21 protein-coding genes, 2 tRNA genes and 1 pseudogene are annotated in these 25,997 nt (G+C 65.0%); 15 read left to right on the top strand and 9 right to left on the bottom strand.

What is annotated here, in order from left to right; genetic code table 11:
* Window positions 1-122 precede the first annotated feature (122 nt).
* From IEX78_RS20300 to IEX78_RS20285, 4 genes are all read left to right on the top strand, one after another.
* A tRNA-Gly gene (locus IEX78_RS20300) sits at window positions 123-193 on the top strand.
* Between the two features lie 36 nt (window positions 194-229).
* Window positions 230-303: transfer RNA gene (locus IEX78_RS20295), tRNA-Pro, on the top strand.
* A 35-nt stretch (window positions 304-338) separates the two neighbouring features.
* Entirely contained in the window at window positions 339-1,103 is a 765-nt protein-coding gene (gene fabG, locus IEX78_RS20290; RefSeq protein ID WP_188830603.1) for a 3-oxoacyl-ACP reductase FabG, read from the top strand.
* A gap of 109 nt (window positions 1,104-1,212) precedes the next feature.
* The gene (locus IEX78_RS20285; protein WP_229684134.1) at window positions 1,213-2,475 is read left to right on the top strand and encodes a GDSL-type esterase/lipase family protein; all 1,263 of its coding nucleotides are present in this window, start codon (window positions 1,213-1,215) and stop codon (window positions 2,473-2,475) included.
* Between the two features lie 279 nt (window positions 2,476-2,754).
* Here the strand turns inward: IEX78_RS20285 and IEX78_RS20280 are convergent, their stop codons facing one another.
* The 3 genes and pseudogenes from IEX78_RS20280 to IEX78_RS20270 all read right to left on the bottom strand — a co-directional run bounded on the left by IEX78_RS20280 (window position 2,755) and on the right by IEX78_RS20270 (window position 6,784).
* The gene (locus IEX78_RS20280) at window positions 2,755-3,336 is read right to left on the bottom strand and encodes a hypothetical protein (RefSeq protein WP_188830602.1); all 582 of its coding nucleotides are present in this window, start codon (window positions 3,334-3,336) and stop codon (window positions 2,755-2,757) included.
* Window positions 3,337-3,499: 163 nt separating this feature from the next.
* Window positions 3,500-4,243 (bottom strand): annotated as a pseudogene (locus IEX78_RS20275) (metallophosphoesterase); the annotation flags it as partial.
* 72 nt (window positions 4,244-4,315) lie between these two features.
* Window positions 4,316-6,784: a phosphoketolase family protein gene (locus IEX78_RS20270; protein WP_188830600.1), complete on the bottom strand. Its 2,469-nt coding sequence runs from the start codon at window positions 6,782-6,784 to the stop codon at window positions 4,316-4,318.
* A gap of 113 nt (window positions 6,785-6,897) precedes the next feature.
* Here IEX78_RS20270 and IEX78_RS20265 point away from each other — a divergent pair, with 113 nt between their 5' ends.
* The 5 genes from IEX78_RS20265 to clpX all read left to right on the top strand — a co-directional run bounded on the left by IEX78_RS20265 (window position 6,898) and on the right by clpX (window position 11,823).
* Complete coding sequence (locus IEX78_RS20265; RefSeq protein WP_188830599.1) at window positions 6,898-7,443, top strand: FKBP-type peptidyl-prolyl cis-trans isomerase; 546 nt, start codon at window positions 6,898-6,900, stop codon at window positions 7,441-7,443.
* Between the two features lie 110 nt (window positions 7,444-7,553).
* The gene (tig, locus tag IEX78_RS20260) at window positions 7,554-8,909 is read left to right on the top strand and encodes a trigger factor (protein ID WP_188830598.1); all 1,356 of its coding nucleotides are present in this window, start codon (window positions 7,554-7,556) and stop codon (window positions 8,907-8,909) included.
* Between the two features lie 161 nt (window positions 8,910-9,070).
* Window positions 9,071-9,646 (top strand): ATP-dependent Clp protease proteolytic subunit, encoded by a 576-nt coding sequence (locus tag IEX78_RS20255; protein ID WP_229684133.1) that lies wholly within the window; start codon window positions 9,071-9,073, stop codon window positions 9,644-9,646.
* Between the two features lie 43 nt (window positions 9,647-9,689).
* Window positions 9,690-10,325: an ATP-dependent Clp protease proteolytic subunit gene (locus tag IEX78_RS20250; RefSeq protein WP_188830597.1), complete on the top strand. Its 636-nt coding sequence runs from the start codon at window positions 9,690-9,692 to the stop codon at window positions 10,323-10,325.
* A 217-nt stretch (window positions 10,326-10,542) separates the two neighbouring features.
* Window positions 10,543-11,823 (top strand): ATP-dependent Clp protease ATP-binding subunit ClpX, encoded by a 1,281-nt coding sequence (clpX, locus tag IEX78_RS20245; RefSeq protein ID WP_188830596.1) that lies wholly within the window; start codon window positions 10,543-10,545, stop codon window positions 11,821-11,823.
* 66 nt (window positions 11,824-11,889) lie between these two features.
* Here the strand turns inward: clpX and IEX78_RS20240 are convergent, their stop codons facing one another.
* Window positions 11,890-12,693: a hypothetical protein gene (locus IEX78_RS20240; RefSeq protein ID WP_188830595.1), complete on the bottom strand. Its 804-nt coding sequence runs from the start codon at window positions 12,691-12,693 to the stop codon at window positions 11,890-11,892.
* A 267-nt stretch (window positions 12,694-12,960) separates the two neighbouring features.
* Window positions 12,961-13,572 carry a dihydrofolate reductase family protein gene (locus IEX78_RS20235; protein WP_229684132.1) on the bottom strand — a complete coding sequence of 204 codons (612 nt, stop codon included), beginning with the start codon at window positions 13,570-13,572 and terminating at the stop codon, window positions 12,961-12,963.
* Between the two features lie 191 nt (window positions 13,573-13,763).
* On the opposite strand from IEX78_RS20235, the gene mihF reads away from it, so the two are divergent.
* On the top strand, window positions 13,764-14,078 hold the full coding sequence (gene mihF, locus IEX78_RS20230; RefSeq protein WP_019045768.1) for an integration host factor, actinobacterial type: 315 nt from the start codon (window positions 13,764-13,766) through the stop codon (window positions 14,076-14,078).
* Between the two features lie 53 nt (window positions 14,079-14,131).
* Here the strand turns inward: mihF and IEX78_RS20225 are convergent, their stop codons facing one another.
* Window positions 14,132-15,238, bottom strand: coding sequence for an FHA domain-containing protein (locus IEX78_RS20225; protein WP_188830594.1), 1,107 nt, complete (start codon window positions 15,236-15,238; stop codon window positions 14,132-14,134).
* A gap of 77 nt (window positions 15,239-15,315) precedes the next feature.
* On the opposite strand from IEX78_RS20225, the gene IEX78_RS20220 reads away from it, so the two are divergent.
* Window positions 15,316-15,849: a GNAT family N-acetyltransferase gene (locus IEX78_RS20220; RefSeq protein WP_229684131.1), complete on the top strand. Its 534-nt coding sequence runs from the start codon at window positions 15,316-15,318 to the stop codon at window positions 15,847-15,849.
* A 204-nt stretch (window positions 15,850-16,053) separates the two neighbouring features.
* Here the strand turns inward: IEX78_RS20220 and IEX78_RS20215 are convergent, their stop codons facing one another.
* Together IEX78_RS20215 and IEX78_RS20210 are read right to left on the bottom strand one after the other, a co-directional pair.
* Window positions 16,054-17,586: a glycerol-3-phosphate dehydrogenase/oxidase gene (locus tag IEX78_RS20215; protein ID WP_188830593.1), complete on the bottom strand. Its 1,533-nt coding sequence runs from the start codon at window positions 17,584-17,586 to the stop codon at window positions 16,054-16,056.
* A gap of 1 nt (window position 17,587) precedes the next feature.
* A complete protein-coding gene (locus tag IEX78_RS20210; protein WP_188830592.1) occupies window positions 17,588-18,202 on the bottom strand; it encodes a TetR/AcrR family transcriptional regulator in 615 nt (204 codons plus the stop codon).
* A gap of 185 nt (window positions 18,203-18,387) precedes the next feature.
* On the opposite strand from IEX78_RS20210, the gene IEX78_RS20205 reads away from it, so the two are divergent.
* Entirely contained in the window at window positions 18,388-19,983 is a 1,596-nt protein-coding gene (locus IEX78_RS20205; RefSeq protein ID WP_229684130.1) for an FAD-binding oxidoreductase, read from the top strand.
* Window positions 19,980-20,930 carry a YegS/Rv2252/BmrU family lipid kinase gene (locus IEX78_RS20200; protein WP_188830591.1) on the top strand — a complete coding sequence of 317 codons (951 nt, stop codon included), beginning with the start codon at window positions 19,980-19,982 and terminating at the stop codon, window positions 20,928-20,930. The genes IEX78_RS20205 and IEX78_RS20200 overlap by 4 nt, the downstream gene beginning before the upstream one ends.
* 2 nt (window positions 20,931-20,932) lie before the next feature.
* On the opposite strand, the gene IEX78_RS20195 is transcribed toward IEX78_RS20200, so the two are convergent.
* On the bottom strand, window positions 20,933-21,586 hold the full coding sequence (locus IEX78_RS20195) for an AAA family ATPase (RefSeq protein ID WP_229684129.1): 654 nt from the start codon (window positions 21,584-21,586) through the stop codon (window positions 20,933-20,935).
* 247 nt (window positions 21,587-21,833) lie between these two features.
* On the opposite strand from IEX78_RS20195, the gene IEX78_RS20190 reads away from it, so the two are divergent.
* Together IEX78_RS20190 and folC are read left to right on the top strand one after the other, a co-directional pair.
* Entirely contained in the window at window positions 21,834-24,506 is a 2,673-nt protein-coding gene (locus IEX78_RS20190) for a valine--tRNA ligase (protein ID WP_188830589.1), read from the top strand.
* Window positions 24,503-25,963: a bifunctional tetrahydrofolate synthase/dihydrofolate synthase gene (gene folC, locus IEX78_RS20185; protein WP_188830588.1), complete on the top strand. Its 1,461-nt coding sequence runs from the start codon at window positions 24,503-24,505 to the stop codon at window positions 25,961-25,963. The genes IEX78_RS20190 and folC overlap by 4 nt, the downstream gene beginning before the upstream one ends.
* The last annotated feature ends 34 nt before the right edge of the window (window positions 25,964-25,997 follow it).

The following is a 25,997-nucleotide window of genomic DNA, read 5'->3' as shown; positions in this document are numbered from 1 at the left end:
GCCCGCCGCTCGCACCGACGCGATCGACGCCACAGAGGGGGCGGATTAGCGTTCTGAGTACGTGATTGGGTATGGTCATCACGCACACGACATCGTGGCGATCCCATCGATGTCGTATGCCTGCGGGTGTAGTTCAATGGTAGAACCTCAGCCTTCCAAGCTGATGGTGCGGGTTCGATTCCCGTCACCCGCTCAAAGATGAATGCCACTGGCTTTGACCAGCGGAAATCGGGGTGTAGCGCAGCTTGGTAGCGCATCCGCTTTGGGAGCGGAGGGTCGCAGGTTCAAATCCTGTCACCCCGACTTAGTGGGGGCATCGCGCCGGTATGGTGGCGCGCATGTCTCACGAAACTGGAAAACGCGTCGCTATTGTCACCGGTGCGGCACGGGGGATTGGGGCCGCTGTCGCCCAACAACTCGCCGCTGATGGCAATGCCGTCGCCGTTCTTGACCTCGACGAAACCGCAGCCGCCGACACCGTCGCCGCCATCGAGGCTGCAGGCGGCACCGCGCTCGCTGTCGGGGCCGACGTGTCGGACGAAGACGCCGTCGCCGCCGCCGTTGAGCGCATCGCCACCGAGCTTGGGCCGCCCACCATCCTCGTCAACAACGCGGGCGTCTTGCGCGACAACCTCCTTTTCAAGATGAGCGTCGACGACTGGGACACCGTCATGAACGTGCACCTGCGCGGCGCGTTCCTCATGACGCGCGCGGTGCAGAAGTACATGGTCGACGCCGGATTCGGGCGCATCGTCAACCTGTCGAGCACGTCGGCGCTGGGCAACCGGGGCCAGGCCAACTACTCGGCCGCCAAGGCGGGCATGCAGGGCTTCACCAAGACGCTCGCCTTCGAACTCGGCAAGTTCGGCGTGACCGCGAACGCGATCGCGCCCGGCTTCATCGAAACTGAGATGACGGCGGCAACCGCGGCGCGCGTTGGGGTCGACTTCGAAGCGTTCAAAGCCGCTGCCGCGAGCCAGATTCCCGTCAACCGTGTCGGAACGCCCGCCGACATCGCCAACACGGCGTCGTTCCTCGCCTCCGACGGCGCAGGCTTCGTATCCGGTCAGGTCATCTACGTTGCTGGCGGACCGAAAGATTAGTTAACGGCGAATCTGGCCGTTTTCGCGTTCGGCCCCTTGCGGTTTCGTTAGCCTCACGGCGGTGAGGGGCCGAATTAGTGATATGCGACACCTAGCTAAGTTTGCCGCGATGGCGGTCGTGACCTGTGCGGGGCTGGTTGCCGCGAGTCCGCCCGGCTCTGCTGCGCCCGCGTGCGGCGATGGCTGGGTTGGTAGTTGGATGGCCGCGCCGTCGGACTCGCTGAGCGTGCTCGATCCCGCGCTAGTGCCGCAGCTTTCGGTGTCGAATCAGACCTACCGCGTTGTCGTTACCCCGCATCGCGGCGGTTCGACGGTGCGGCTGCATCTCACCAATCGGACGCGGCCCCTGCCGATGGAGATCGGGCGGGTGACCGTTGCCGTCGCATCGGAAAACGGTGCGGTGCAAGCGGATTCGCTTCGCACGGTGACGTTCCATGGCAGTACGAGCGCGACGATCGCGCCGTGGAGCGACATCGTCAGCGACCCGGTCGACCTCACGACAACCGCGTTCGGTCGCGTTTCGGTGAGCGTTTACGTTCCCGGCCTCGCGGCGTTGCCAACCGAGCACTTCAACGGCAACGCGACCAGTTACCTGACGTTGCCCTTCGCCGGCGACCACACCGGCGCGACAACCAGTGACGCCTTCCCGTTGCGCACCACCGCGGTTCCGCTTGTCGCCGGACTCGACGTTGATGCCGTCGGCGTGAGTTCGGTTGTCGCCTTTGGTGATTCGATTACCGATGGCTACGTTTCCGCGACGATCCTCGGCACCCCGCAGGAGCCGAGCGTCGTTGACCGCGACGTGCGTTACCCCGATTTCCTCCAACGGCGCATCGACGCGGCTGGTGCGCCGTTCAGCGTGCTCAACGCGGGCATTTCAGGAAACCGCGTGACTCGCGACGGGTTTATCCCACAATTCGGCCCAGCAGCTAACGCCCGGTTGCAGGCAGACGTGATCGACAAGGCGGGCGTCACCGATGTGATCGTGCTCGAAGGCATTAACGACCTTGGCATTCCCATTGGCGCGAGTGCCGACGAGATCATCGCTGGCTTCACGACGTTGATCGACCGGCTGCATCGTGCGGGCATCGCGGTGCACCTCGGCACGATTCTGCCCGCGAGCAATGCGATCGCCGACGGAATGCTCACGCTGCCGTACTCGCCGCCGGTCCGTCAGCGGGTGAACGCGTGGATTCGTGAGCAGCGGCTGTCGGATACCGTCGTCGACTTCGACGCCGCCCTGCGCGACCCGGCCAACCCTGACATCCTCGCCGCGCGGTACGCGGGCCCGGACAATTTGCACCCGAACGCGGCGGGATACGCGCGCATGGCGGAGGCGGTTGCCCTCGACAGACTGGTGGGTTGCCGCTAACTACGCGCGCGGACCCCCGAACGTCGGGCGCCCGTTGACCGTTTCGGAGCCGCCGCTTACGAAGCACGCGGACGCTCCGACCGGACGTGATTTGGTCGACCTTTCCGCTGAATGCCCGGCCAGATTCAAGATCACCAGGCGCTCAGGGATTTTCCCACTCGACGTTTGTTTACCTCAGAGCCTGGTGATCTTGGTCTCTTGGCGGGGTATTCAAGATCAACACGTTCTGGTGGCGAATTCCTCTCGGGGAACGCCGCCAGGAGAGCGTGCTGATCTTGGTTATGCGCAGTGGAAGCGGAAGCTGGCGCGGGCTTCCGTCGTTTCCGTCACCGTGACGCGGGCCGGGGTCGGGTCGCCGAGGGAGCAGCCGCCGGGAACCGTTGCGACCGTTGCCTCGTAGCAGCCGATTGGCAGTGTGATGCGTGCCTGACCGTCGCGTCCGCTGATCAGGTGAGCAACGGATTTGGTTGTGCCGCACTGAGTTACGGTGATGTCCGCGCGGTTCACCGGCATTGGCTCCGAGCCGGTGAAGGCGTGAACGGCGAGGGTGCCGTTGGCGGGCTGTGTCGATGCGCCGGGGGTAGGCGAGGGCGATGTGCTCGGGGGAGTTGACGTGCTCGACGCGCCGGGGCTGGCAGATGGGCTTGCCGACGCGCCCGGCGTCGAAACTCCCGGAACCGGTGCCTCAGGCAGAGCGGGCACGTCGGGGCTCGATGGTGAGGTTGGCGTCACGGGTGAACTTGGCGCGACCGGCGACGTCGGCGAAACGGACGTAACCGGTTCACCTGCGGCGACGGCACCAAACCCCAGCGCGATCGCTGCCAACGGACAGAGCACAAAAGCGAAAATCGTTCGGCGCATGAACCTCTCCTCAGCCTTGAGTCGGGTCGTCCGCGCTGATCGTAGGCCCGCGACGGCGTATTTCCGCACGGGCGCACCGACTTTCGGCTAAGTCGATTCCGCGACAATGGGATTGCGGTCGCATGACCATCCGCGAATCCCCGTGCGCGACTGACGGTTATGGAACTCGCTGGTACCAGACCTGCTCGGCGGGCACCGAAACGGTGGTCCGTTCGGGGTAGCGCACCGCCGACAAACTGCCACCGAAAACGGCACCCGTGTCGAGGCAAAGCGTGTTGTTTACCCAGGTCAGGTCGGGGACCGGGGTGTGGCCGTACAGGACCATCGCTTCGCCTCGATAGTCCTGTGCCCAGTCGTAGCGGATGGGTAGGCCGTTCTCGTCGACCTCGCCAGTCGGCGCACCGAACATCGCGAACGACCGCGCCCGCCCCGACCCGCTGCCATGCAATTCCTCGACCAACCCCGCGTGCGCGACGACAAGGCGACCACCGTCGAACAACGCGTGCGTCGGCAGTCCCCGACAGAATTCGAGCGCTGCCGCCTGAAACGCGGGATCTTCGGCAGCGAGCTGGTCGAGCGACTGGGCCAACCCATGCGCCACCCGCACATTGCGACCATCGAGCGCGCGCACCAGCTTGTGCTCGTGATTGCCGGTGACGCACAGCGCCGTGCCCGCCGCGACCATCCCCATCGCCAGCCGCAACACACCCGGGGTATCGGGCCCACGGTCAACCAGATCACCGACGAAAATCACGGTTCGACCGTCGGGATGCGCCGCCCCGACCGCGCGACCCTGTTCGTCGAAGTCGACCGCATACCCCAGTTCGCCGAGCAGAGTGACCAACTCCGAACGGCACCCGTGCACGTCGCCGATCACGTCGAACGGGCCCGTGAGTTCACGATAATCAGCGGGCGGGTTCGGTGCGTGCGGGGTCATCGACCCATCCTCATTCACGAGTCGATGACCCGGCAACCGCGTCTACAGCGTGGGGAACGCCGCGTCCGGCCAGACCCAGTTGGCGATGACGGGCATGTCGGCACCCTGTTCGCGGGTGTAGCGACGGGCGATAAAGCGCGCGTCCTCCATGTCCTGGCGTAATGCGGCAGCCTGCTCGCCGAGGCCGGGCACCCGGTCGATGACGTCGGTGACCAGGCGGAATCGGTCGAGATCGTTGAGCATGACCATGTCGAAAGGCGTTGTTGTCGTGCCCTTTTCGCGGTAGCCGTGCACGTGCAGATTCGCGTGATTGGCACGTCGATAGGTGAGCCGATGCACGAGCCACGGGTAGCCGTGGAAGGCGATGATCACCGGGCGGTCAGTGGTGAAGATCGCGTCGAACGCCGCGTCCGACAACCCGTGCGGGTGCTCGTCGGCGGGCAGCATGCGGAACAGGTCGACGATGTTGACGAAGCGCACGCGCAGGTTGGGCAGCCGGTCGCGAATGATGGCAGCCGCGGCGAGGGTTTCGAGGGTGGGGATGTCGCCAGCGCAGGCGAGCACGACGTCGGGTTTGTGGCCCGGTGTGTCGTTGTGGCACGCCCAATCCCAAATGCCAACGCCGCGAGCGCAATGCACTGCGGCCTCGTTGACGTCGAGCCAGTCGGGCGACGGATTCTTGCCCGCGACAACAACATTCGCGTAATGCCGCGAGCGCAGGCAGTGGTCGTAGGTGGACAGCAACGTGTTGGCGTCCGGCGGGAGGTAGATGCGGACGATGTCGGGACTCTTGTTCGCGACAACGTCGAGGAAGCCGGGGTCCTGGTGGGTGAACCCATTGTGGTCCTGACGCCAAACATGCGACGTCAGAAGGTAATTCAGGCTCGCGATGCGTCGACGCCACGGCACCGTGAGCGCGGCGTCGAGCCACTTCGCGTGCTGGTTGAACATGGCGTCGCAGATGTGGATGAACGCCTCATAGGTGGTGTAAACGCCGTGCCTACCGGTGAGGAGATAGCCCTCAAGAATCCCTTCGCACATGGTTTCCGAGAGCACCTCGATCACGCGACCGAGCGGGCTCAAGTCGACGTCCCACTTGCCAACCTCGCATTGCCAGTCGCGCCCGGTGACCTCAAGGATGTCGCCGAGCCGGTTGCTTACCAGTTCGTCGGGTGCGACGGTGATGAAGTTGTGCGGGTTGTTCTTGGTGACGTCGCGGAACCACGAGCCGAGCACGCGGGTTGGTTCGTGGGTTGTCTGGCCCGGCTCTTTGACTTCGGCCGCGTATTCGCGCCAGTCGGGGAGGTCGAGGTCCTTAATGAGCAAGCCGCCGTTGGCGACCGGGTTGAGGCTCATCGGCAGCGTGGGAACCTGTTCCAGAATCACCGGCGACGGCACGCCATCTTCGGAAAACAGTTCTTCGGGCAAATACGACTTGAGCCACAGGTCAAGGCATTCGCGATGCACCGGGTTGGTGCGTGCTTCGGCGAGCGGCACCTGATGCGCGCGGAAAGTGCCTTCGATGCGTTTGCCGTCGACCCACGGTGGACACGTCCAGCCCTTCGGCGTGTGCATCACGATCATCGGCCAGCGCGGGCGGCGCATGTCGCCGTCGACGCGCGCCCTGCGCTGGAATTCGGCGATCTGGTCCATGCACGTATCCATCGCCGCCGCCATCTGCTGATGAACAAGCGAAGGGTCGTCGCCGGAAACGATGATGGGCTCGTACCCATAGCCGTGCATGAGCTCGACCAGCTCAGATTGTGGAATACGCGCCGAAATCGTGGGATTGGCGATCTTGTACTCGTTGAGCGCGAGAATCGGGATCACGGCACCATCGCGCGACGCGTTGAGGAACTTATTGAAGTTCCAGCTGCCAGCAAGCGGCCCGGTCTCAGCTTCGCCATCGCCGATCACGCAAAACACAACGAGATCAGGGTTATCGAGCGCGGCGCCGAATGAATGCAACAGGCAGTACCCGAGTTCGCCGCCCTCGTGGAAGCTGCCCGGCGTCTCGGGTGCGCAATGGCTTGGCACACCGCCAGGGAACGAGAACTGGTGGAAGAAGCGTTGCATGCCAGCGATGTCGCGCGGAATGTCGCTGTCGAGCACCGCGTAGGCACCTTCAAGCCACGCGCACGCGTTCGGACCTGGGCCACCGTGGCCCGGGCCAGCGACGTAAACGGCGTTGAGATTGCGTTGCCGAATGACCCGGTTGGCGTGCGCCCACACCAGATTGAGCCCGGGCACCGTGCCGAAATGGCCGAGCAGGCGCGGCTTGATGTCTTCGGGGACGAGCGGGGTGTGCAGCAGCGGATTACGCATCAAATAGATCTGCCCGACCGCCAGATAATTCGAAGCCCGCCACCACGTATCGACTGCGACTAACTCCGGCCAACTCAACGGCCCCGGCGTTTCAACCAGGCGATACGGTTTGGGGGCGACGGTCTTGCCCTCACCGCCATCGACGTTGTCGGCGGCAGTATCGCTTGCGTGCCCGGAACGGGTCATCGCGGACTCTCCTCGCACTCGGCTTGGACGAAATCGGCAAAGCAAACGCGCTCGTCGAGCCTACCGCCGTGGGCCGACAGGTTTCGGTCACGACAGTCCATTACCCTGCTGAAATGCACTCTCTCGCCAAAATCGTCGGCATCAGCATCGCGGCAACCGCCGCGCTCACCCTCTCGGCTTGCGGTTCGGATTCGTCGACAACCGAAGCTGGTGGCAGCGCCACCCAGACGACAACCGCGAGCAAGGGCCGCGAATGCACCGCCGACGACATCAAGGTCGAAGGGGCATACGGCAACGCGCCAACGATCACGATTCCCGACAATTGCGACGCGCCTAAGAAGCTCATCTCCAAAGACCTCATCCCCGGCAACGGCATCGGTGCCGCCGCCGGTCAGCCACTGACGATGAATTACGAACTGGTCACGTGGTCGGACAAGCAGGTGCTTGACAGTTCGTTCAAGCGTGGCAAGCCTTTCGGCCTCACGCTCGGGTCCGGTCAGGTCATCCAGGGCTGGGACCAGGGACTTCTCGGCGTTCAGCAAGGAACGCGCCGACTGCTCATCGTGCCGCCGGACCTTGGTTACGGCGCGGGCGGAAACGGTGTCGCCCCTAACGAAACGCTCGTGTTCGTCACGGATGCGGTGCAAGTCGGTCGCTAGCCGCCACGCCGCTTGCACGGCGCCCGAACGGGTCTACTAACCTGGTCGAGATCGTGAGACCGCGCCCGGCCAGGGCGCGTTGCCAGCTACACCGACCAAGGAGATTGTCCGTGAAGAGCACCGTCGAGCAGCTGAGCCCGACCCGGGTCCGGATCAACGTCGAGGTGCCCTTCGATGAGCTGAAGCCCGAATTCGACAAGGCGTACAAGGCGCTTGCCAACCAGGTCAAGATCCCCGGCTTCCGTCCCGGCAAGGCTCCGGCCAAGCTCATCGAGACCCGCGTTGGTCGCGGTGCCGTGCTTGAGCAGGTCGTCAACGACGCGCTGCCGAACAAGTACGCCGAAGCCGTGCAGACCGCCGAAGTGAAGGTCATCGGCCAGCCCGAGATCGAGATCACCAAGCTCGAAGACGGCAGCGAACTCGCCTTCACCGCCGAGGTCGACGTGCGTCCCGAGATCACCCTGCCCGATTACTCGGGTCTTGAGGTGGCTGTCGACGCCTTCACCATCGAAGATGCCGACATCGAGCAGCAGCTCACCTCGCTGCGTCAGCGCTTCGGCACCCTCACCGGTGTTGAGCGCGCGGTTGCCGACGGCGACTTCGTCTCGATCGACCTGTCGGCCACCGTCGATGGCGTCGACGTGCCGGAGGCATCGACCACCGGTCTGTCGCACGAGGTTGGTTCGGGTCAGCTCATCGAGGGCCTTGATGAGGCCATCATCGGCCTGTCGGCGGGCGAGTCGAAGGACTTCACCTCCACCCTGGTCGCCGGCGAGCACGCGGGCAAGGACGCGGTCATCACCGTGACCGTCGGTTCGGTCAAGGAGCGCGAGCTGCCTGAGGCCGACGACGAATTCGCCCAGCTCGCAAGCGAATTCGACACCATCGATGAGCTCAAGGAAGACCTCAAGACCCGCGTTGAGCGCGTCAAGAAGGTCGAGCAGGCCGGTCAGATCCGCGACAAGGTGCTCGACACCCTGCTTGAGACCATCGAGGTCCCGCTGCCCGAGGCCGTCGTCAAGGCTGAGGTCGACGCCGTGATCCACGACGCCGTCCACGGTTTCGACCACGACGAGGCCAAGCTCGCCGAAGCCCTTGAGGCACAGGGCTCTTCGCGTGAAGAGTTCGACAAGGACACCCAGGAAGCCGCGGAGAAGTCGGTCAAAACGCAGCTGCTGCTTGACGCGATCGCCGAGGCCGAGGGCACCCAGGTTGGCCAGCAGGAGCTCACCGAGCGCATCCTGTTCCAGGCGCAGCGCTACGGCATGTCGCCCGAGCAGTTCATCCAGCAGGTTCAGCAGGCTGGCCAGCTCGGCGCGGTCTTCGCCGACGTGCGTCGCGGCAAGGCGCTCGCGGGCGTGGTGACCCAGGTCAAGGTCACCGACTCCGACGGCAACGTCGTCGACACCGCCGAATTGTTCGGTGAGCCGGTCGATTCCGACGATTCTGAAGCAGCCGCTGAATAAGTCAGTGAGGCGTGCTTAGATTGCGCTGTAAGCGATAAAGGGCGGTACCGGGAGTTCGGTGCCGCCCTGCTTCGTTAGGGTTTGAGACAGATAAACGTAGGGCCGTAGCAATCGGTGAGAAGAGAAGGCAGGTATCCGTGACAATCAACCAGGCAGGGGTCATGACAGCCGCTACTGCTGGTCTCAACCTCAGTGATTCGGTGTACGAGCGGTTGCTGCGTGAGCGCATCATCTTCCTCGGCACGCAGGTCGATGACGACATCGCCAACAAGCTGTGCGCGCAGATTCTGCTGCTCGACGCCGAGGATCCGACCAAGGACATCTCTCTCTACATCAACTCCCCGGGTGGTTCGGTCACCGCGGGCATGGCGATTTACGACACCATGCAGTTCGCTGAGTCCGACATCAAGACCGTCGCGATGGGCCTCGCCGCATCGATGGGCCAGTTCCTGCTGACCGCTGGCACCCCGGGCAAGCGCTTCGCGTTGCCGCACACGCGCATCATGATGCACCAGCCATCGGCTGGCATCGGTGGTTCGGCGGCCGACATCGCGATCATGGCCGAGCAGTTCGCGCACACCAAGCGTGAGCTCAACCAGCTCCAGGCGCAGCACACCGGCAAGTCCGTCGAGCAAGTGACCGAGGACGCCGACCGCGACCGCTGGTTCACGGCGAACGAAGCCCTCGAATACGGCTTCATCGACCACGTGGTCTCGCACGCGAACCAGGCGAAGTAGCGCGGCGCCGCACCAACCACTCGACAGAAGCTTGGAGAAAAAGATGGCAAGTACGTTCGACCCACGCCCGCAGGCGCGCTATATCCTGCCGCAGTTCACTGAGCAGACCACCTTCGGCGTCAAGACCTCCGACCCGTACAACAAGCTGTTCGAGGAGCGCATCATCTTCCTCGGCGCTCAGGTCGATGATGTCTCGGCCAACGACATCATGGCCCAGCTGCTGGTGCTTGAGTCGCAGGACCCGGATCGCGACATCACGATGTACATCAACTCGCCCGGTGGTTCGTTCACCGCGCTGATGGCGATCTACGACACGATGCAGTACGTGCGTCCCGACGTGGTCACGGTGTGCCTCGGTCAGGCCGCTTCGGCCGCCGCGGTGCTGCTCGCCGCCGGTGCGCCCGGCAAGCGTGCCGCGCTGCCGAACGCGCGTGTGCTCATCCACCAGCCGTCGTCGGGTGGGGTGCAGGGTCAGGTTTCCGATCTGGAAATCGCCGCCGCCGAGATCGAGCGCATGCGTCGCTTGATGGAGGAGACGCTCTCGCGCCACACTGGCAAGAGCCCTGAGCAAATTCGCAAAGACACCGACCGTGACAAGATTCTGACGGCAGAAGATGCCAAGGAATACGGCATCGTCGACCAGGTCTTCGACTACCGCAAGCTCAGCACCCAGAAGTGAAAACGCCCGGGCCCGTCACCGGAATACGGTGACGGGCCTGGTTTTATTCGTGGCGGTCGACACGAACTCGCGCGAGTTGTCGACCTGTCTCGCGCACAACAGGTACGGTCGACTCAGGGACCATTGCTCTGATCGACGGCTACCGAAGATTCCACTTGGCGGCTAGTTCGTTCGACGGCAACGGTCGCACTCGGACAAGGAAGTAGGGACCTACGAGATGGCGCGCATCGGAGACGGCGGCGATCTGCTCAAATGCTCGTTCTGCGGAAAGAGCCAAAAGCAGGTCAAAAAGCTCATCGCGGGCCCCGGGGTGTACATCTGCGACGAGTGCATTGACCTGTGCAACGAGATCATCGAAGAGGAACTCGCTGAGTCGAGTGAGGTGAAGCTCGACGAGCTGCCTAAGCCGTCGGAGATTCGCGACTTCCTCGACAACTATGTGATCGGCCAAGACACGGCCAAGCGCACGCTCGCTGTCGCGGTGTACAACCACTACAAGCGCATCCAGGCTGGCGATAAGGGCCGCGATAGTCGCGGCGAGACCGTCGAGCTGGCGAAGTCGAACATTTTGATGCTCGGGCCTACCGGCTGTGGCAAGACCTACCTCGCCCAGACGCTGGCCAAGATGCTCAATGTGCCCTTCGCGATCGCCGACGCGACCGCGCTCACCGAAGCTGGCTATGTGGGCGAGGATGTCGAGAACATCCTGCTCAAGCTCATCCAGGCCGCCGATTACGACGTCAAGCGCGCCGAGACCGGCATCATCTACATCGACGAGGTCGATAAGATCGCCCGCAAGAGCGAGAACCCGTCGATCACCCGCGACGTTTCCGGCGAGGGCGTGCAGCAGGCGCTGCTGAAAATCCTCGAAGGAACGCAGGCGAGTGTTCCGCCCCAGGGTGGACGCAAGCACCCGCATCAGGAATTCATCCAGATCGACACCACCAACGTGCTGTTCATCGTCGCTGGTGCGTTCGCTGGGCTGGAGAAGATCGTTTCCGATCGCACCGGTCACCGTGGCATCGGCTTTGGTGCTGAGGTGCGCAGCAAGGCCAGCATCGACACCGACGACCACTTCGCCGAGGTCATGCCCGAAGACCTGATCAAGTTCGGGCTCATCCCCGAGTTCATCGGTCGTCTGCCTGTCGTCGCCTCGGTCACCAACCTCGACAAAGAGTCGCTCGTCAAGATTTTGGCCGAGCCTAAGAACGCGCTGGTCAAGCAGTACGTTCGCCTGTTCGAGATGGACGGCGTCGACTTGGAGTTCACCACCGACGCGCTGGAAGCGGTCGCCGATCAGGCCATTCTGCGTGGCACCGGCGCACGTGGTTTGCGCGCGATTATGGAAGAAGTGCTGCTTCCGGTGATGTACGACATCCCGGGTCGCGACGACGTCGCGAAGGTTGTCGTCAACGCCGATACGGTCACCGAGAACGTGCTGCCGACGATCGTGCCGCGCAAGGCGGTGCGGCAGGAACGTCGCGAGAAGTCAGCGTAGGTCGTTCAAACGAAAGCGGCCCGCTCCCTCGGTTGAGGGAGCGGGCCACTTCGCGTTCTGGGGTGATTACCGCGCGGGTGCTACGGACAAGCTCGTCGCAGCATCGTCGTCTTGCGGTATCTCCGCCGATGCCCGCACGATCGCGGTGCTGTAGCGCGCGCTCGCGGCGTTGTGGATGAGCAGTGCGACGCCGATCATCACGGGCGCGACGCCATGCACTGCCGCGTCGTACAGCTCGCCTGCTTTGAGATGCGGGTACGTGTTGAGCGCGATCGTGAGCGTCAGCAGCAGGATTTCCGCCGACATCACCTGCGTGCGGTTGCCCATCACGCCCCACTCAGCGACGCGGCTAGTACCGATCATGATGATGACAAGGCACACGCTGATCATCGCTTCCAGACCGAAGCTGGCCCAGTACAGCGGGTCGCCGGGGCCACCGGGCGCGATGTTGTGCTGCACGTTCACCGCCGACCACAGCATGCCCGCGATCACGACGCCAGCGAGCGCGCGCAACGACCACGTGCGGTGGCGGTAAAGCGACGCGAGCCGAGCGCGTGGGTCGGACTCGCGACGCTGCGCGGCGATGGCTTTGCGCGCGAGCATGATGTCGGCCATTTCGGCGCGCTCAAGCTCGGCGGTGGTGTCGCGCAGGCGGTCGGCGTGGGCGGACGCGGACTTGATCTGCTTCCAGCGCTGGTCGCGCTCATACGTGCGAATGCGTTCAGCCAGTTCACGTTCGGCGCGCAGCTCGTCTTCGGAAAGGGCGTCGGTGAGCGCCGGGTCCGATTGATAGGCGATCCGTTGACGGGCGCGTTCGACCCGTGCGGGCAGCGAAACGACCGGGGTGTCGAGTGTGGTTTCCTCGCGCATCGCGGCTCCAAGTTGGCATAAAAGGGATAGCTCAGGTCGCGTCATTCTTAGCGCATCGGCGGCCGGTGAGCACATCCGCGGGCGACGAAACCGTTGCCCGCGGCGGCCTGAAATCCCCTGTGGCACTTGAAGCTAGTAGTCGCGCGTCGTGCGGCCTTGACGAGGAGCGTCGGTGATCCTCTGCGATTCGCCATTGAATCGTGGTCGCTTCGATGTGCTTCTGCTGAGTTTTTCGTTCGGCGGAGCTGGGGTGTTACGAAAATCTCGTCAGTCTTCGATGGTGCCGTAGATCGGTGCGCCGTCGGCTCGGTAAGTGGTGAGGATGATGCCGCTGGAAGTTGTTCGCGATTCCGCCAGCTGGAACTTAGTTGGCATGGCCGTATCGGTGAACAATTTCTTTCCGGTGCCTACGACGACGGGGAAAATCGCGAGGTGCAAAATGTCGACAACGCCGGCCGCGAGGAGCGTATGGGCGAGGTCGCCGGAGCCGTGCATTTGCAGTTCGCCGCCGGGCTGCGCCTTCAGCTTTTTGACTTCTTCGACAACGTCGCCGTTAAGGAAAGTGGTTCCGGCCCAATCGCTTTCCGTCAGTGTCTCAGTGGCGACATATTTGGGCAGCGTGTTGAGTTTCGTCGCGACCGGGTTGTCGGGATCGGTGACCTTGGGCCAGTAGCCAGCGAAGATGTCGTAGGTGCGGCGACCGAGTAGGAAACCGTCGGTCTTGGCGTAGATGGCGTCGATGTATTCGCCGAACTCGTCGTCGCCATAAGTGGCTGACCAGCCACCATGGGTGAAGCCGTCGGTGAGGTCTTCGTCGGGGCCGCCGGGCGCTTGGTAGACGCCGTCAATGGTCAGAAATTCGGTCAGCGAGAGTTCCATGATGATGATCCTTTCGTCGGTTTCGTCCGTAATTTGCGACGGTTAACCATTAAGACGGTGTCAACGCCCAAAACTCATCGGCGTATTCTCGCGGTGTGTCGGGCTGTTGCGGCCGAACTGTTGCTGTTTACTCGGCACGCACGAATTCAAGTGTTCGAGATGTTCGAGTGACGAGTGGAAGCGGAGGAGACATGGCACTGCCTACGATGACCGCCGAACAGCGCACCGAGGCGTTGGCCAAAGCGGCTGCCGTGCGCAAGGCGCGCTCGGAACTGATCGGCAAGGTGAAGGAAGGCAAGGTCACCGTCGCCGATCTGCTCAAGAAGGCCGATAGCGACGACCTTGTTAAGAAGACCAAGGTCGCGGCCGTGATCAAGGCTCTCCCGGGCGTTGGCCCGGTGAAGGCCGCCAAGCTGATGGATCAGGCTGAGATCCCGGAAGATCGCCGTATCGGTGGTCTTGGTGCCCGGCAGCGCGCGGCGTTGCTTGACGCGCTGGAAGCCTGAGTCGATCGCGATCGTCCGACGCCCGTGATCGCGCGGGCGTCGGGAGATACTTCTCAGACGCAGTACGTGAGCAAGAAATCGTTGATCCGCAGCCGCCAACCGGGCTGTAGTTCGATGGGGATGGTCCCTACGCGCGACCAGCGGTCGCTGTCGGGGGCGGCGAGAAAGGTGCCTGACGTTGCCGGTGCCTCTCGCACGAAAACTTTGCCCGCTTCGGGCGCGATGAACGCGTGTACCCGCGAAACCTGCCGGTCGCGTTCGATAAGCAGTGCGGTTGCCGCCGATGCGCGCACCGATTCGTCGCCGGACGGGTTGCGACCGAGCACGTAGGGCCGATCGAGTGGGTAGCTGAGACCGTCGGTCGTGACGAGCGCCCCGTGTGGACGGTGTGGTTGCTCGGCATAGGCCGCCTTCACCGCCGCGAACTTGTCAACCACCTGTTGCGAGAGGTCAAGTGCTTGCGACCAGGCGAGCGGTGGCGCGGTGTCGGGCGTATGACGTGGGCCGGTGCTCACGGTTTCGCCCTCGACGGGCGCTGCGTGGGCCTGCGCGGGGCTTGGTGCCTGAGTGCCCGCCGGGGCCGGAACGACCGGCTCCGGACGCGTTGGCGGGCGCAAAACCGCGAAACCGCTCGCCTGGGTGACCGGCGGCTCTTCGATACCGGAGACGCGGCGTGGGGCGCGGGTGCGGCGGCCGAGCGTGAGTACGAAACCGTTGCCGTTGACGATGCCTGCGCGCAGGTCGGTGCGCGGGTTCGCGCCGGTGGGGTCCGACGCTTCGGCGGCGATCGCGATGCGGCGAACCGGTTCGCGGATGATTTCGTCGACCCAGGTGAACGCGCGGTCGCCAGCGACACGACGGTTGCCTTCCGCACCGGAAATCTCGGCGAGGACCGCGCCGCGCAGGAGTAGCAGCGTGCCGTCGGCAGTGGGCGCGAGGACGCCGAAGGGTGGTGGGCTCGCCGCGCCACCGAAAACGACGGGGGCGAGGCGCTGAGCGAGCGCGGCGCCGGGCGCGGACTCGACCGACGCGGCGGCGGTTTCGATGGCACCGAGCAGGCGGTCCGTCGACGGGGTTTCGCCCGCCAAATAGACGATGACGTCGCCAAAACGGGCGACAATGCCGGTGCCCGGCACGATAGCAACGGTGGACTGGTGCATCAACGCCTCCATTTCGGACGGGAGGGTTATCGTGGCGTGACCTCAGCATAGGCGGCGGCGGTGGGGGAGGGTGGTCGATGAGCGATTCAGTGACCGGGGTGCTGCGTTCGGCTGTTGCCAGTGACATCGAGGTGATGCGGGGCATTGAGGATCGGGCGGGGGAGCCGTTCGATGAGGTGGGGATGGGTGCCGTCGCCCAGGATGCGCCGCCTACTGTCGACGTCCTGCGCGAGTTCATTGACGCTGGGCGCGCGTGGGTGTGCGAGGTCGACGGGGTTGTTGTCGCCTATGTCGTCGTCGGCATCGTTGATGGGAACGCGCACTTGGAACAGGTGTCGGTCGACCCGGCGTTCGCTCATCGGCGGATTGGAAAGCGGCTCATTGACCACGCGATGCGATGGGCGGCGGGCGAGGGATTCGCGACAATGACGCTCACGACGTTCACCGAAGTCGCGTGGAACGGACCGTATTACGCGCGGATCGGCTTTCGTACGCTGCCGAACCCTGGCCCGCAACTGCGTGCGATTCGCGCGGCCGAGGTCGAGCACGGACTCGACCAGTGGCCGCGCGAATGCATGGGCGCACATGTTGCGGCGTGGAGGTTCGACTAAACCCGCCGGCGCGTGTGGGCCCAGTCGGCGCGCACGTCGACAGACATCGGGCCAACGCGCTTCTTCGGATGCGCGGCGCGTTCGCCGGTGTTGCGGTGATTTAGGTCTACCGCGATTGCCTTTTCGGCTGCTGGAACCGCTACCTCGCGGTCCTCAGAGGCCAAGCCGATCCTCGGCGGCGCAGGGCGTACGTCGGTAAGGCGGCTAGTCCTGGCGTGCGATCGCCTTTTCGGCTGCCGGAACCGCTGCCTCGCGGTCTTCCCGCACCAAGCCGATTCGGGTTCGGCGGTCCAGTAGGTCGTCCACTGTCGTTGCCAGTTCGTTCGTCACCGCGAAGGTGAATTCGGCGGCGGTCACGTCGATTCCGGGCGCGACAGCTTCGCGCGACGATGGGTCCGTCGACCACAACTCGACGATCTCGCGTGCGTCGGTGCCGTACCGGTCGATGAGCACGGCGGGGGCGTCGATGGCGTCGCGGTCCGCGCCCGCCACCGCGCCGACCAGGGGCAGCGCGGCGGTTCGGCACGGGCCTGCGGCCAAGCCAGCGCCCGCGACCGCCGCGTCGACCGCGTCCTCAGCCATGCGGCGGTACGTCGTGAGTTTGCCGCCAACCACGGTCAACAGGCCATTCGGGGAGCGGAGGATGGCGTGTTCGCGGGAGATGTCTGCCGTGGAATCGTCGGCGGTTTTCAACAGCGGGCGCAGGCCAGCGAAGCGGCCCCGAATGTCGGCGCGGGTCAACGGCTCTCGTAGAACGGTGTTGATGGTGTCGAGCAGGAAGTCGATTTCCGACTCGGTCGGCATTGGTTCGTCGGGGATCGGGCCGGGCGCATCCTCGTCGGTGAGGCCCAGGTAAACGCGACCGTGCGCGGCCGGGAATGCGAAAACGAAGCGGCCGATACTGCCCGCGACGGGCACGGTAAGCGAGGCGTTGAGCCCGCCGAACGCGGCCGCGTCGAACACCAGATGCGTGCCGCGGCTAGGTCGCAATTCGATACTGCCGTCGACCTCGCCCGCCCATACGCCCGTCGCATTGATCACCGCGCGCGCGGCCACGCTGAGCGTTTCGCCGGTCATCGTGTCGCGCAACTGGACCGAATTGCCATCGGCCGCAACAGCTTCCACGCGTGTGAGCACGGTCGCACCCGCGCCAGCGGCGGTCCGCGCCAACGCGACAACCAGCCGAGCATCGTCAACAAGCTGTCCGTCCCACGCCTGCAAACCACCACGCAATCCAGCCCGACGCACGGTTGGTGCGAGCCGAAGCGTCTCGGCGGGGGCGATCCGACGCGATCTCGGCAACGTCGACGACGACGTGCGCGCCGCGACCCGCAACGCGTCGCCCGCCGCGAAACCAGCCCTAATCAGCGCGGCTTGGGCACCATTAACCTCGGGAACAAGCGGAACAACCTGCGGCAACGCACGCACCAAATGCGGCGCGTTGCCGAACAGAATCCCCCGCTCAACGGCACTTTCGTGCGCGATACCCACCCGCCCGCTCGCGAGGTACCGCAACCCGCCATGCACGAGTTTCGAACTCCACCGGCTCGTCCCAAACGCGAAGTCGGCGCGCTCAACGAGCACCGTCGACAGGCCGCGCGCTGCCGCGTCGAGCGCGACGCCAACGCCGGTGACGCCGCCGCCGATCACCACCACATCAACGTCGGGGGTGTCGCCGAGCGCGCGTAAATCACGTTCGCGGCGAGCGGCATTCAGCGTGGGCGAGACCGGTGACATGTCAATCCTTGGGTTGCGGGGATGCGGGAGCTAAGTAACCCTCGATCGCCGTCGCCAACTCACCGTCGAACTCCGCACCGGCGAGCAGCGGCTCAACCGTGCCCGCCGACTGGACCGCCGATTGCGTCATCAGCAGCAGCATCGTCGCCAAATGGGTTGGGTTGCCCGCGCGTACCGACCCGTCGGCCTGCCCGACGCGGATGTTCGCCGCGAAGAGGTCGATGAGGGTGCGCTGGTTGCGGCCGAGTCGGCCGAACACATAGGTGAGCATCAGATCGGTGTCGGTGCGGAAGATTTTGGCGAACACGCTGTTGGCGCGAATGGCCGCCGCCCCGTTGACAATTCCGTGGACTAACCGAACGCGACCTAATCCCTCTTGCGGCATTGTCGTCGCGACGATGCCCTTGAGCTCACGGACGAGGAGTTCGGCGATGAGCGAGCCGGTGTCGGGCCAACGGCGGTAGACCGTCGGCCGGGAGACGCCAGCGCGACGCGCGACCTCGGTGAGCGTGGTCCGGCGGACCCCAAAATCCACGACACAGGCCCGAGTGGCATCGAGAATCGCGATGTCAGTTGGGGAAAGCTGTTCGAGGGTTGGAGTCGCGAACTGGGTCATGAGGGTGCACCGCCGGTTGGTTCGGTGACGCCACGAAAGGCGTCGACAGTGGAGCTGGCCGCCCAAGGGTATCGAGGGTTAGCCCGCTGTCGGGTTTCCGTAGTGGGATCGGTGATTACTGCTTGACACTATATGTCATTATGTAACGCATGGTCGACGTGACGCAGGAAACTTTTGGCGCTTCAATGACGCAGCGACAGCCGATGGTCTGGGACGCATGGGGCACCGCCGACGCCGCCGCCCCGCTGTCGGAACAGGTCCGCACCTTGCTCGCGCAGGTCTTCGGCATTTCCGGCGAATCAGCCCTGCGTCGCACCGAAACTGAGGTGGCGCTTGTCCCGAGCGCGCTCACCGATCTCGACCACCGGTGGCTCACGGAAGCCGTTGGGGCAGAACATGTTTCGACGGATGATATCGACCGACTACGCCACGCGGGCGGCAAATCGACCCCCGACTTACTCCGGCGACGCGACGACGCACCGCAAAACGCGCCCGACGTGATCATCCGACCAGCCGACCACACCCAGGTGCTCGCTGTTCTTGCTTACGCGAGCGCCAACGGCATCGCGGTCGTGCCGTTCGGCGGCGGCACCAGCGTTGTTGGCGGGGTCGACCCGGTGCGCGGCCAGTTCGCGACCGTGCTCGCCCTTGACCTGAGCCGCCTGACCAGCGTCAGCGACGTCGACCCGGTAAGCGGTACCGCGACGCTCGGCGCTGGCCTCACCGGCCCGCAGGCTGAACAACTGCTTGGCGAACACGGCCTTTCTCTCGGACATTTCCCGCAGAGCTTCGAATTCGCGACCATCGGTGGGTTCGCCGCGACGCGGTCGTCAGGGCAGGCATCGGCTGGCTACGGCCGCTTCGACGACATGGTCACGCGTGTTGTCGTCGCGACGCCGCAGGGCACCCTTGATCTCGGTCGCGCGCCCGCCTCAGCTGCTGGCCCCGACCTGCGCGAACTGTTCGTCGGTTCGGAAGGCGCGCTCGGCGTGATCACGTCGGTCACCGTGCGCGTGCACCAGGTTCCCGAGACGACGGCGTATGAGGCGTGGTCGTTCCCCGACTTCCAGACCGGTGCCGACGCACTGCGCGCGGTGGTCCAGGCGGGTGCCGCACCGACGGTCCTTCGCCTTTCCGACGAAGCGGAAACCGGCCTCAACCTTGCCCGTTCCGCCGACGTCGGCGGCGCGCCGGTGCAGGGCTGTCTCGCGATCACAACCTTCGAAGGGTCGGCGGCACACGTCGCCGCGCGCAGCGCTGAAGCGTTCGAATTGCTTTCTGCCGCAGGCGGAACCGCACTCGGTGCCGCACCCGCCCAACAGTGGGAGCACGGCCGTTTCGGCGCGCCGTACCTGCGTGACGCGCTGCTCGACGTTGGCGTGCTGTGCGAAACCCTCGAAACCGCGACAAGCTGGCGCAATCTCGCGAACCTCAAGGTGAAAGTCACTGGGGCGCTGATGGATTCGCTCAACTCGCAGGGCACGCCCGGCGTCGTCATGTGCCACATCTCGCACACCTACCCGACCGGCGCGTCGCTGTATTTCACCGTCGTCGCCAAGCAGCTCGCCGACCCGATCACCCAGTGGCGCGCCGCGAAGTCGGCAGCGTCGGACGCGATCGTCGTCGCCGGCGGCACCATCACCCACCACCACGCCGTCGGCGCCGATCACCGTGCCTGGATGGGCGCGGAAGTGGGTGACCTGGGCCTTCGCGTCCTCGCCGCCGTGAAGCGGGAGCTGGACCCGGCAGGAATCCTTAACCCTGGAAAACTGTTGCCGTGAGCGAGTTATCGGTGCGGCGCGTCATCGCCGTCACCAACCCCCATTCCGGTGTTGGTCGCGGCGGCGGAGTCGCTGCGACGGTGTTGACGAAACTGCTGCAAAGCGGCGTTGAAGTTGTGCGGGTCGAGGCGGAAAGCGCGGCGGCGTCGGTGCGTGAGGTGTCCGAAGCGCTCGCCGATCCGCGTCGTCGGCCCGACGTTGTCGTCTGTATCGGCGGCGATGGGCTGATGAACGTGCTGCTCGCCGCGATGGCGCACTCCGGTGTTCCGCTCGGGCTCGTGCCCGCTGGGACGGGCAACGACTTCGCGCGCGAGCTCGGCATCCCGACTAACGACCCGGTCGCCGCGACGGAGATCGTGCTGCGTGGCCGCACGCGCGTGCTCGACCTCGGCCACATCGAATCCGAATCGGCGACGCCGTCGTGGTTCGCGACGGTCGTCGGCACCGGATTCGACGCGCAAGTCACCATGCGCGCCAACGAAATGCGTTATCCCCGTGGGCCTTTGCGCTACACCGCCGCCGCAGCGCTCGCCCTGCTCGGCAGTTACACGCTGCCGTTCCGCATCGAACTGTCCGGCCTCGCGCCGGGCGCGCTCGACAACCCGGCCGAAGCACACGCCGTGCTCGCGCTCGACGCGGTGATGGCTCCGGTCGGCAACACGCGCACGTATGGCGGCGGAATGCTGGTGTGTCCTGAGGCGACCCCTGATGACGGCTACCTCGACGTGACCGTCGTCGGCGCGGTGTCGCGGGTGGCGATGGCACGGCTGCTGCCCGCGCTGTCGGCAGGCAAGCGCATCGACCATCCAGCGACGAAGCGCTACCGGGCCCGTCGCATCACGATCAGCGCCGCGGGCGGGTACGCGACGGCCGACGGCGAGGCCGCTGGCACGCTGCCGATCACGCTGCAAGCGATGCCGGGCGCGTTGACGGTCGTCGTTCCGTAACGTCAGTTCGCCTTGGCGAAGGTGACGCTGGCGATGCCAGCCAAGGTTTCTCGGTCGACGATCGTGGCAGAGGTGATGTCGCGCAACAGGTTTGGTTGCGTGGCTGGGGCTTCGCGTGCGCCGAGTTGGTGCATCAACCGTTCCCATCTGCGGACATGACCTGCGAAGGCGATGCTGTTGACCCGTCGACCGCGCACGATCTGGCCCTGTCGCGCGGCGTCGGCGGGCACGTCGATCAGCACTAGGTGTAGTTGCCTGTCGTGGTCGCGTGCCCATTTCGCCAGCACCGCCCGACTCCACCCGAACGTCGCGCAATCGTGAATCGCGACCGGGCTGCGGGTGGTTCGCATGGCGTTGTTGATCGCGCGGTAGTGCGCGAGGTGGACGACGGGCCGCCACAGGCCGTACGGGACGCGGCCGAGTCGGGGTCGCAGGCGGTTGCGCGACTGGTGCGAATCGAGCACGAGCGCACCGGACGAGCTCAGCACTGGCGCGGTTGCGGTGGGGTCGGCGGCGAAAAGGCGATGCAGCGCAGTCGATTTCCCCGCGCCGGGCACGCCAGCGAAAACGAGCACGGATTCGGGTGGGAACTGCAACGCGGAGATGCTGGTGCCGCGAGCGTCGAGCAATGTGGCGGGAATTACCGGCGGTGTCACCTCACCCAGCATCGCTTAAATCGGACAAAACGGCTATGGGGAATTACCCTGAACGCGAGTGCGAGCAGGCAAGCTGAGAATTGCCTATGGATATGGGGGAGTGGGCTTTCGCGCCGGTAGGATCAGTCTCGTAGACGGAGTCTCCGGTGTCCCTCATCCACCGAAGGCTCCGTCTCTCTGTTTCTCCTGGCACTCTGCCCACCGGGGCACGGTAAAACCTGTCGGTCGGGCCCTTTAGGATTGTCCAGTGACCAGCGCAACCCCTGAGAACTCGCGAAATCGTGCCGACGCCCTCCCCAAGAGCTGGGATCCCAGCGCGGTAGAGGCCGACCTGTACGAGGGCTGGGTAAACGCTGGCTACTTCACCGCCGACGCGTCGTCGGACAAGCCGCCGTACTCCATCGTGCTGCCGCCGCCCAACGTCACCGGCACCCTGCACATGGGCCACGCGCTCGACCACACACTCATGGACCTGCTCACCCGGCGCAAGCGGATGCAGGGCTACGAAGTGCTGTGGCTGCCCGGCATGGACCACGCGGGCATCGCGACCCAGACCGTCGTGGAAAAGCAGCTCGCCGCCGACGGAAAGACCAAAGAAGACTTCGGTCGCGAGCAGTTCATCGACAAGGTGTGGGACTGGAAGCGTCAATCCGGCGGTCAGATCCAGGGTCAGATGCGTCGCCTCGGCGACGGCGTCGACTGGAGTCGCGACCGCTTCACGATGGACGAGGGTCTCTCCCGTGCCGTCCAGACCATCTTCAAGCGGCTCTACGACGCCGGCCTGATCTACCGCGCCGAGCGGCTCGTCAACTGGTCGCCGGTGCTGCAAACCGGTATTTCCGACCTTGAGGTCGACCACAAAGAGGTCGATGGCGAACTCGTGAGCCTGCGCTACGGCTCGCTCAACGACGACGAACCGCACGTGATCGTGGCAACCACCCGTGTCGAGACGATGCTCGGCGACACCGCCGTTGCCGTGCACCCCGACGACGAGCGTTACGCCCACCTCGTCGGCACCACGATTTACCAGCCCATCACGGGCCGGCAGATCCCCATCGTCGCCGACGACTACGTCGACCCCGAATTCGGTTCTGGCGCAGTCAAAATCACGCCTGCCCACGACCCGAACGACTTCGAGCTTGGCCTGCGGCACGGCCTGCCGATGCCGACGATCATGGACAAAGCCGGTCGAATTGCCAACAGCGGCACCGAGTTTGACGGCATGGACCGCTTCGAAGCGCGCGAGAAGATTCGCCTGCGTCTAGAGCAGGAAGGGCGCGTCGTCGGTCGAAAGTTCCCCTACAAGCACCAGGTTGGGCATTCGGAGCGCTCCGGCGAGCCGATCGAGCCGCGCCTGTCGATGCAGTGGTGGGTCAAGGCCGAGGTGCTCGCGAAGGCGGCGGGCGACGCGGTGCGCGGCGGTGACGTCAAGATTCACCCGGCAAGCCAGGAACCGCGCTGGTTCGACTGGGTCGACAACATGCACGACTGGTGCATCTCGCGTCAGCTGTGGTGGGGTCACCGCATCCCGATCTTCTACGGTCCCGAAGGCGAAGTGGTGTGCGTCGGTCCCGACGAAACCGCTCCCGATGGCTACGTCCAAGATCCCGACGTGCTCGACACCTGGTTCTCGTCGGGGCTGTGGCCGTTTTCGACGATGGGCTGGCCGGATGCCACGCCTGAGCTGGCGAAGTTCTATCCGACGAGCGTGCTTGTCACCGGCTACGACATCCTGTTCTTCTGGGTGGCGCGCATGATGATGTTCGGCATGTTCGTCAGCGACGACGCCGTGCTCGGCGACAACGCGCAGCCGCAGGTCCCGTTCCAGGACGTGTTCCTGCATGGGCTCATCCGCGATCAGCACGGCAAGAAGATGTCGAAGTCGCGTGGCAACGGCATCGACCCGCTCGACTGGATCAACGCCTATGGCGCCGACGCGCTGCGCTTCACTCTCGCGCGCGGTGCCCAGCCTGGCGGCGACCTTTCGGTCGGTGAAGCGCACGCGCTCGCGTCGCGCAGCTTCGTCACCAAGCTGTTCAACGCGACGAAGTTCGCGCTGATGAACGGCGCGCACACCGGCGAACTGCCCCCGCGCGAAGAACTCACCGACACCGACCGCTGGATCGTCGACCGCCTCGACGCGGTCCGCGCCGAAGTCGACACCGCGTTCGACGCCTACGAATTCGGCAAGGGCTGCGAGGCGCTGTACCACTTCGCGTGGGACGAACTGTGCGACTGGTATCTGGAACTGTCGAAGGTGCAGTTCGCCGAGTCGGAGGAGCGCGCCGAGAGCACGCGGGTCGTGCTTGGCAACGTCCTCGATTCGGTGTTGCGCCTGCTGCACCCGGTCATTCCATTCGTCACCGAAACGCTGTGGAAGGCGCTCACCGACGGCGAGTCGCTAGTCGTCGCGCAGTGGCCGCAGGCCAGCGACGCGCCCACCGACGAGGTCGCCGCGCAGCGTGTCGCCGATGTGCAGCGGCTCATCACCGAGATCCGTCGCTTCCGTGGCGACCAGGGTCTCGCTGACAAGCAGAAGGTCAAGGCCGTGCTCGTCGGCCTCGACGAGGCTGGTCTCGGCGCGTTCGCTGGCCCGGTCGCTAACCTGGCTCGCCTCGCCGAACCGGGCGACGACTTCGCGACTACCGCCGAAGTGCAAGTGCGGTTGTCGAACGCGACGGTCACCGTGCAGCTCGACACCTCGGGCGCTATCGACCTCGACGCGGAACGCCGTAGGCTCGAAAAGGACCTGGCGGCCGCGCAGAAGGATCTCGACACAACGACCGCCAAGCTCGGCAACGAGGCGTTCCTCGCCAAGGCGCCGCAGCCGGTCGTCGACAAGATCACCGCGCGCCGCGATGTGGCGACCGCTGAGGTCGCGCGTATCGGTGCCCGACTTGTGGAGTTGAGCGCGAAATGACCGATGAGCCGCAGTACGACGACTCCAGTGACGATCTTGCTGCGGCTCCGATCGCCGCTGGACCATCCCCGGTCGACCTCGCCGAAATGGCGCTGGTCGAGGCCGAACTCGACAAACGCTGGCCCGAAACCAAGATCGAACCGTCGCTGACCCGCATCAGCACGCTGCTCGATCTGCTCGGCAACCCGCAAGACAGCTACCCGTCGATTCAGATCGCGGGCACCAACGGCAAAACGTCGGTGTCGCGGATGATCGACGCGCTGCTCACCGCGTTGCATCGCCGCACGGGTCGCATCACCAGCCCGCATCTGCAACTCGCGACTGAGCGCATCAGCATCGACAATCATCCGATCAGCCCGGCTACCTACGTCGCCACGTATCGCGAGGTAGAGCCGTATGTCGCGATGATCGACGCGCAATCCGAGGCCGCTGGCGGTCCGGCGATGAGCAAGTTCGAAGTGCTTACCGGCATGGCGTACGCGGCGTTCGCCGAAGCGCCGATCGACGTCGCGGTGATCGAGACTGGCATGGGCGGCACCTGGGACGCGACGAATGTCGTCACCAGTCAGGTCGCGGTGATCACGCCGATCGGGCTCGATCACACCGACTACCTCGGTCCCGATTTGGAATCGATCGCCAAGGAAAAAGCGGGCATCATCAAGCGCGCGCCGGAGTCGTTGATTCCTACCGACACCGTCGCGGTGATCGCGCAGCAGGAACCTGAAGTCATGGACGTGCTGTTGCGGCGCGCGGTTGAAGAAGACGCCGCCGTCGCGCGCGAAGGCGCGGAGTTTCGGGTGCTTGAGCGGGCCGTCGCCGTCGGCGGGCAGTTGCTTACGTTGCAGGGCCTCGGTGGCGTTTACGACGACATCTTCCTGCCCCTGCATGGCGAACATCAGGCGCGCAACGCCTCGCTCGCGCTCGCCGCGGTCGAAGCGTTTTTCGGCGCTGGCCCGGAACGGCAACTCGACGTCGAAGCCGTGCGCGCCGCGTTCGCCGAGGTCGCGAGCCCCGGCCGGTTGGAACGCGTGCGCAACGCGCCAACGATCTTCGTCGACGCCGCACACAACCCGCACGGCGCCAAAGCGCTCGCCGCCACACTCACTGACGAATTCGACTTCCGCAAGCTGGTCGCTGTTGTTTCGGTACTTGGCGATAAAGACGCGGGCGGCATCCTCGACGCGCTTGAGCCGGTTTTCGACGAAATCGTCGTCACGAGCAACGGCTCACCGCGCGCGATGGACGTCGACGCGCTCGCCGATCTCGCCGTTCAACGCTTCGGTGACGAACGCGTCCTCACCGCCGACTCACTGCCCGACGCGGTCGAATCGGCGATCGCGCTCGCCGAACAGGCAAGCGACGACAGCGACATGATCTCGGGCGCGGGCGTCGTGATCACCGGTTCTGTTGTCACCGCCGGTGAGGCGCGCGCGCTGTTTGGAAAGGGCCCATCGTGAGCGAAGTACCCGCCCCCGCGACTGATCCGTGGAA

It is taken from the genome of Nocardia camponoti (assembly GCF_014646135.1).
Classification (GTDB): domain Bacteria; phylum Actinomycetota; class Actinomycetes; order Mycobacteriales; family Mycobacteriaceae; genus Nocardia; species Nocardia camponoti.
Note: the sequence above shows the minus strand (reverse complement) of the source record. Positions and strands in the feature narration are given on the sequence as shown.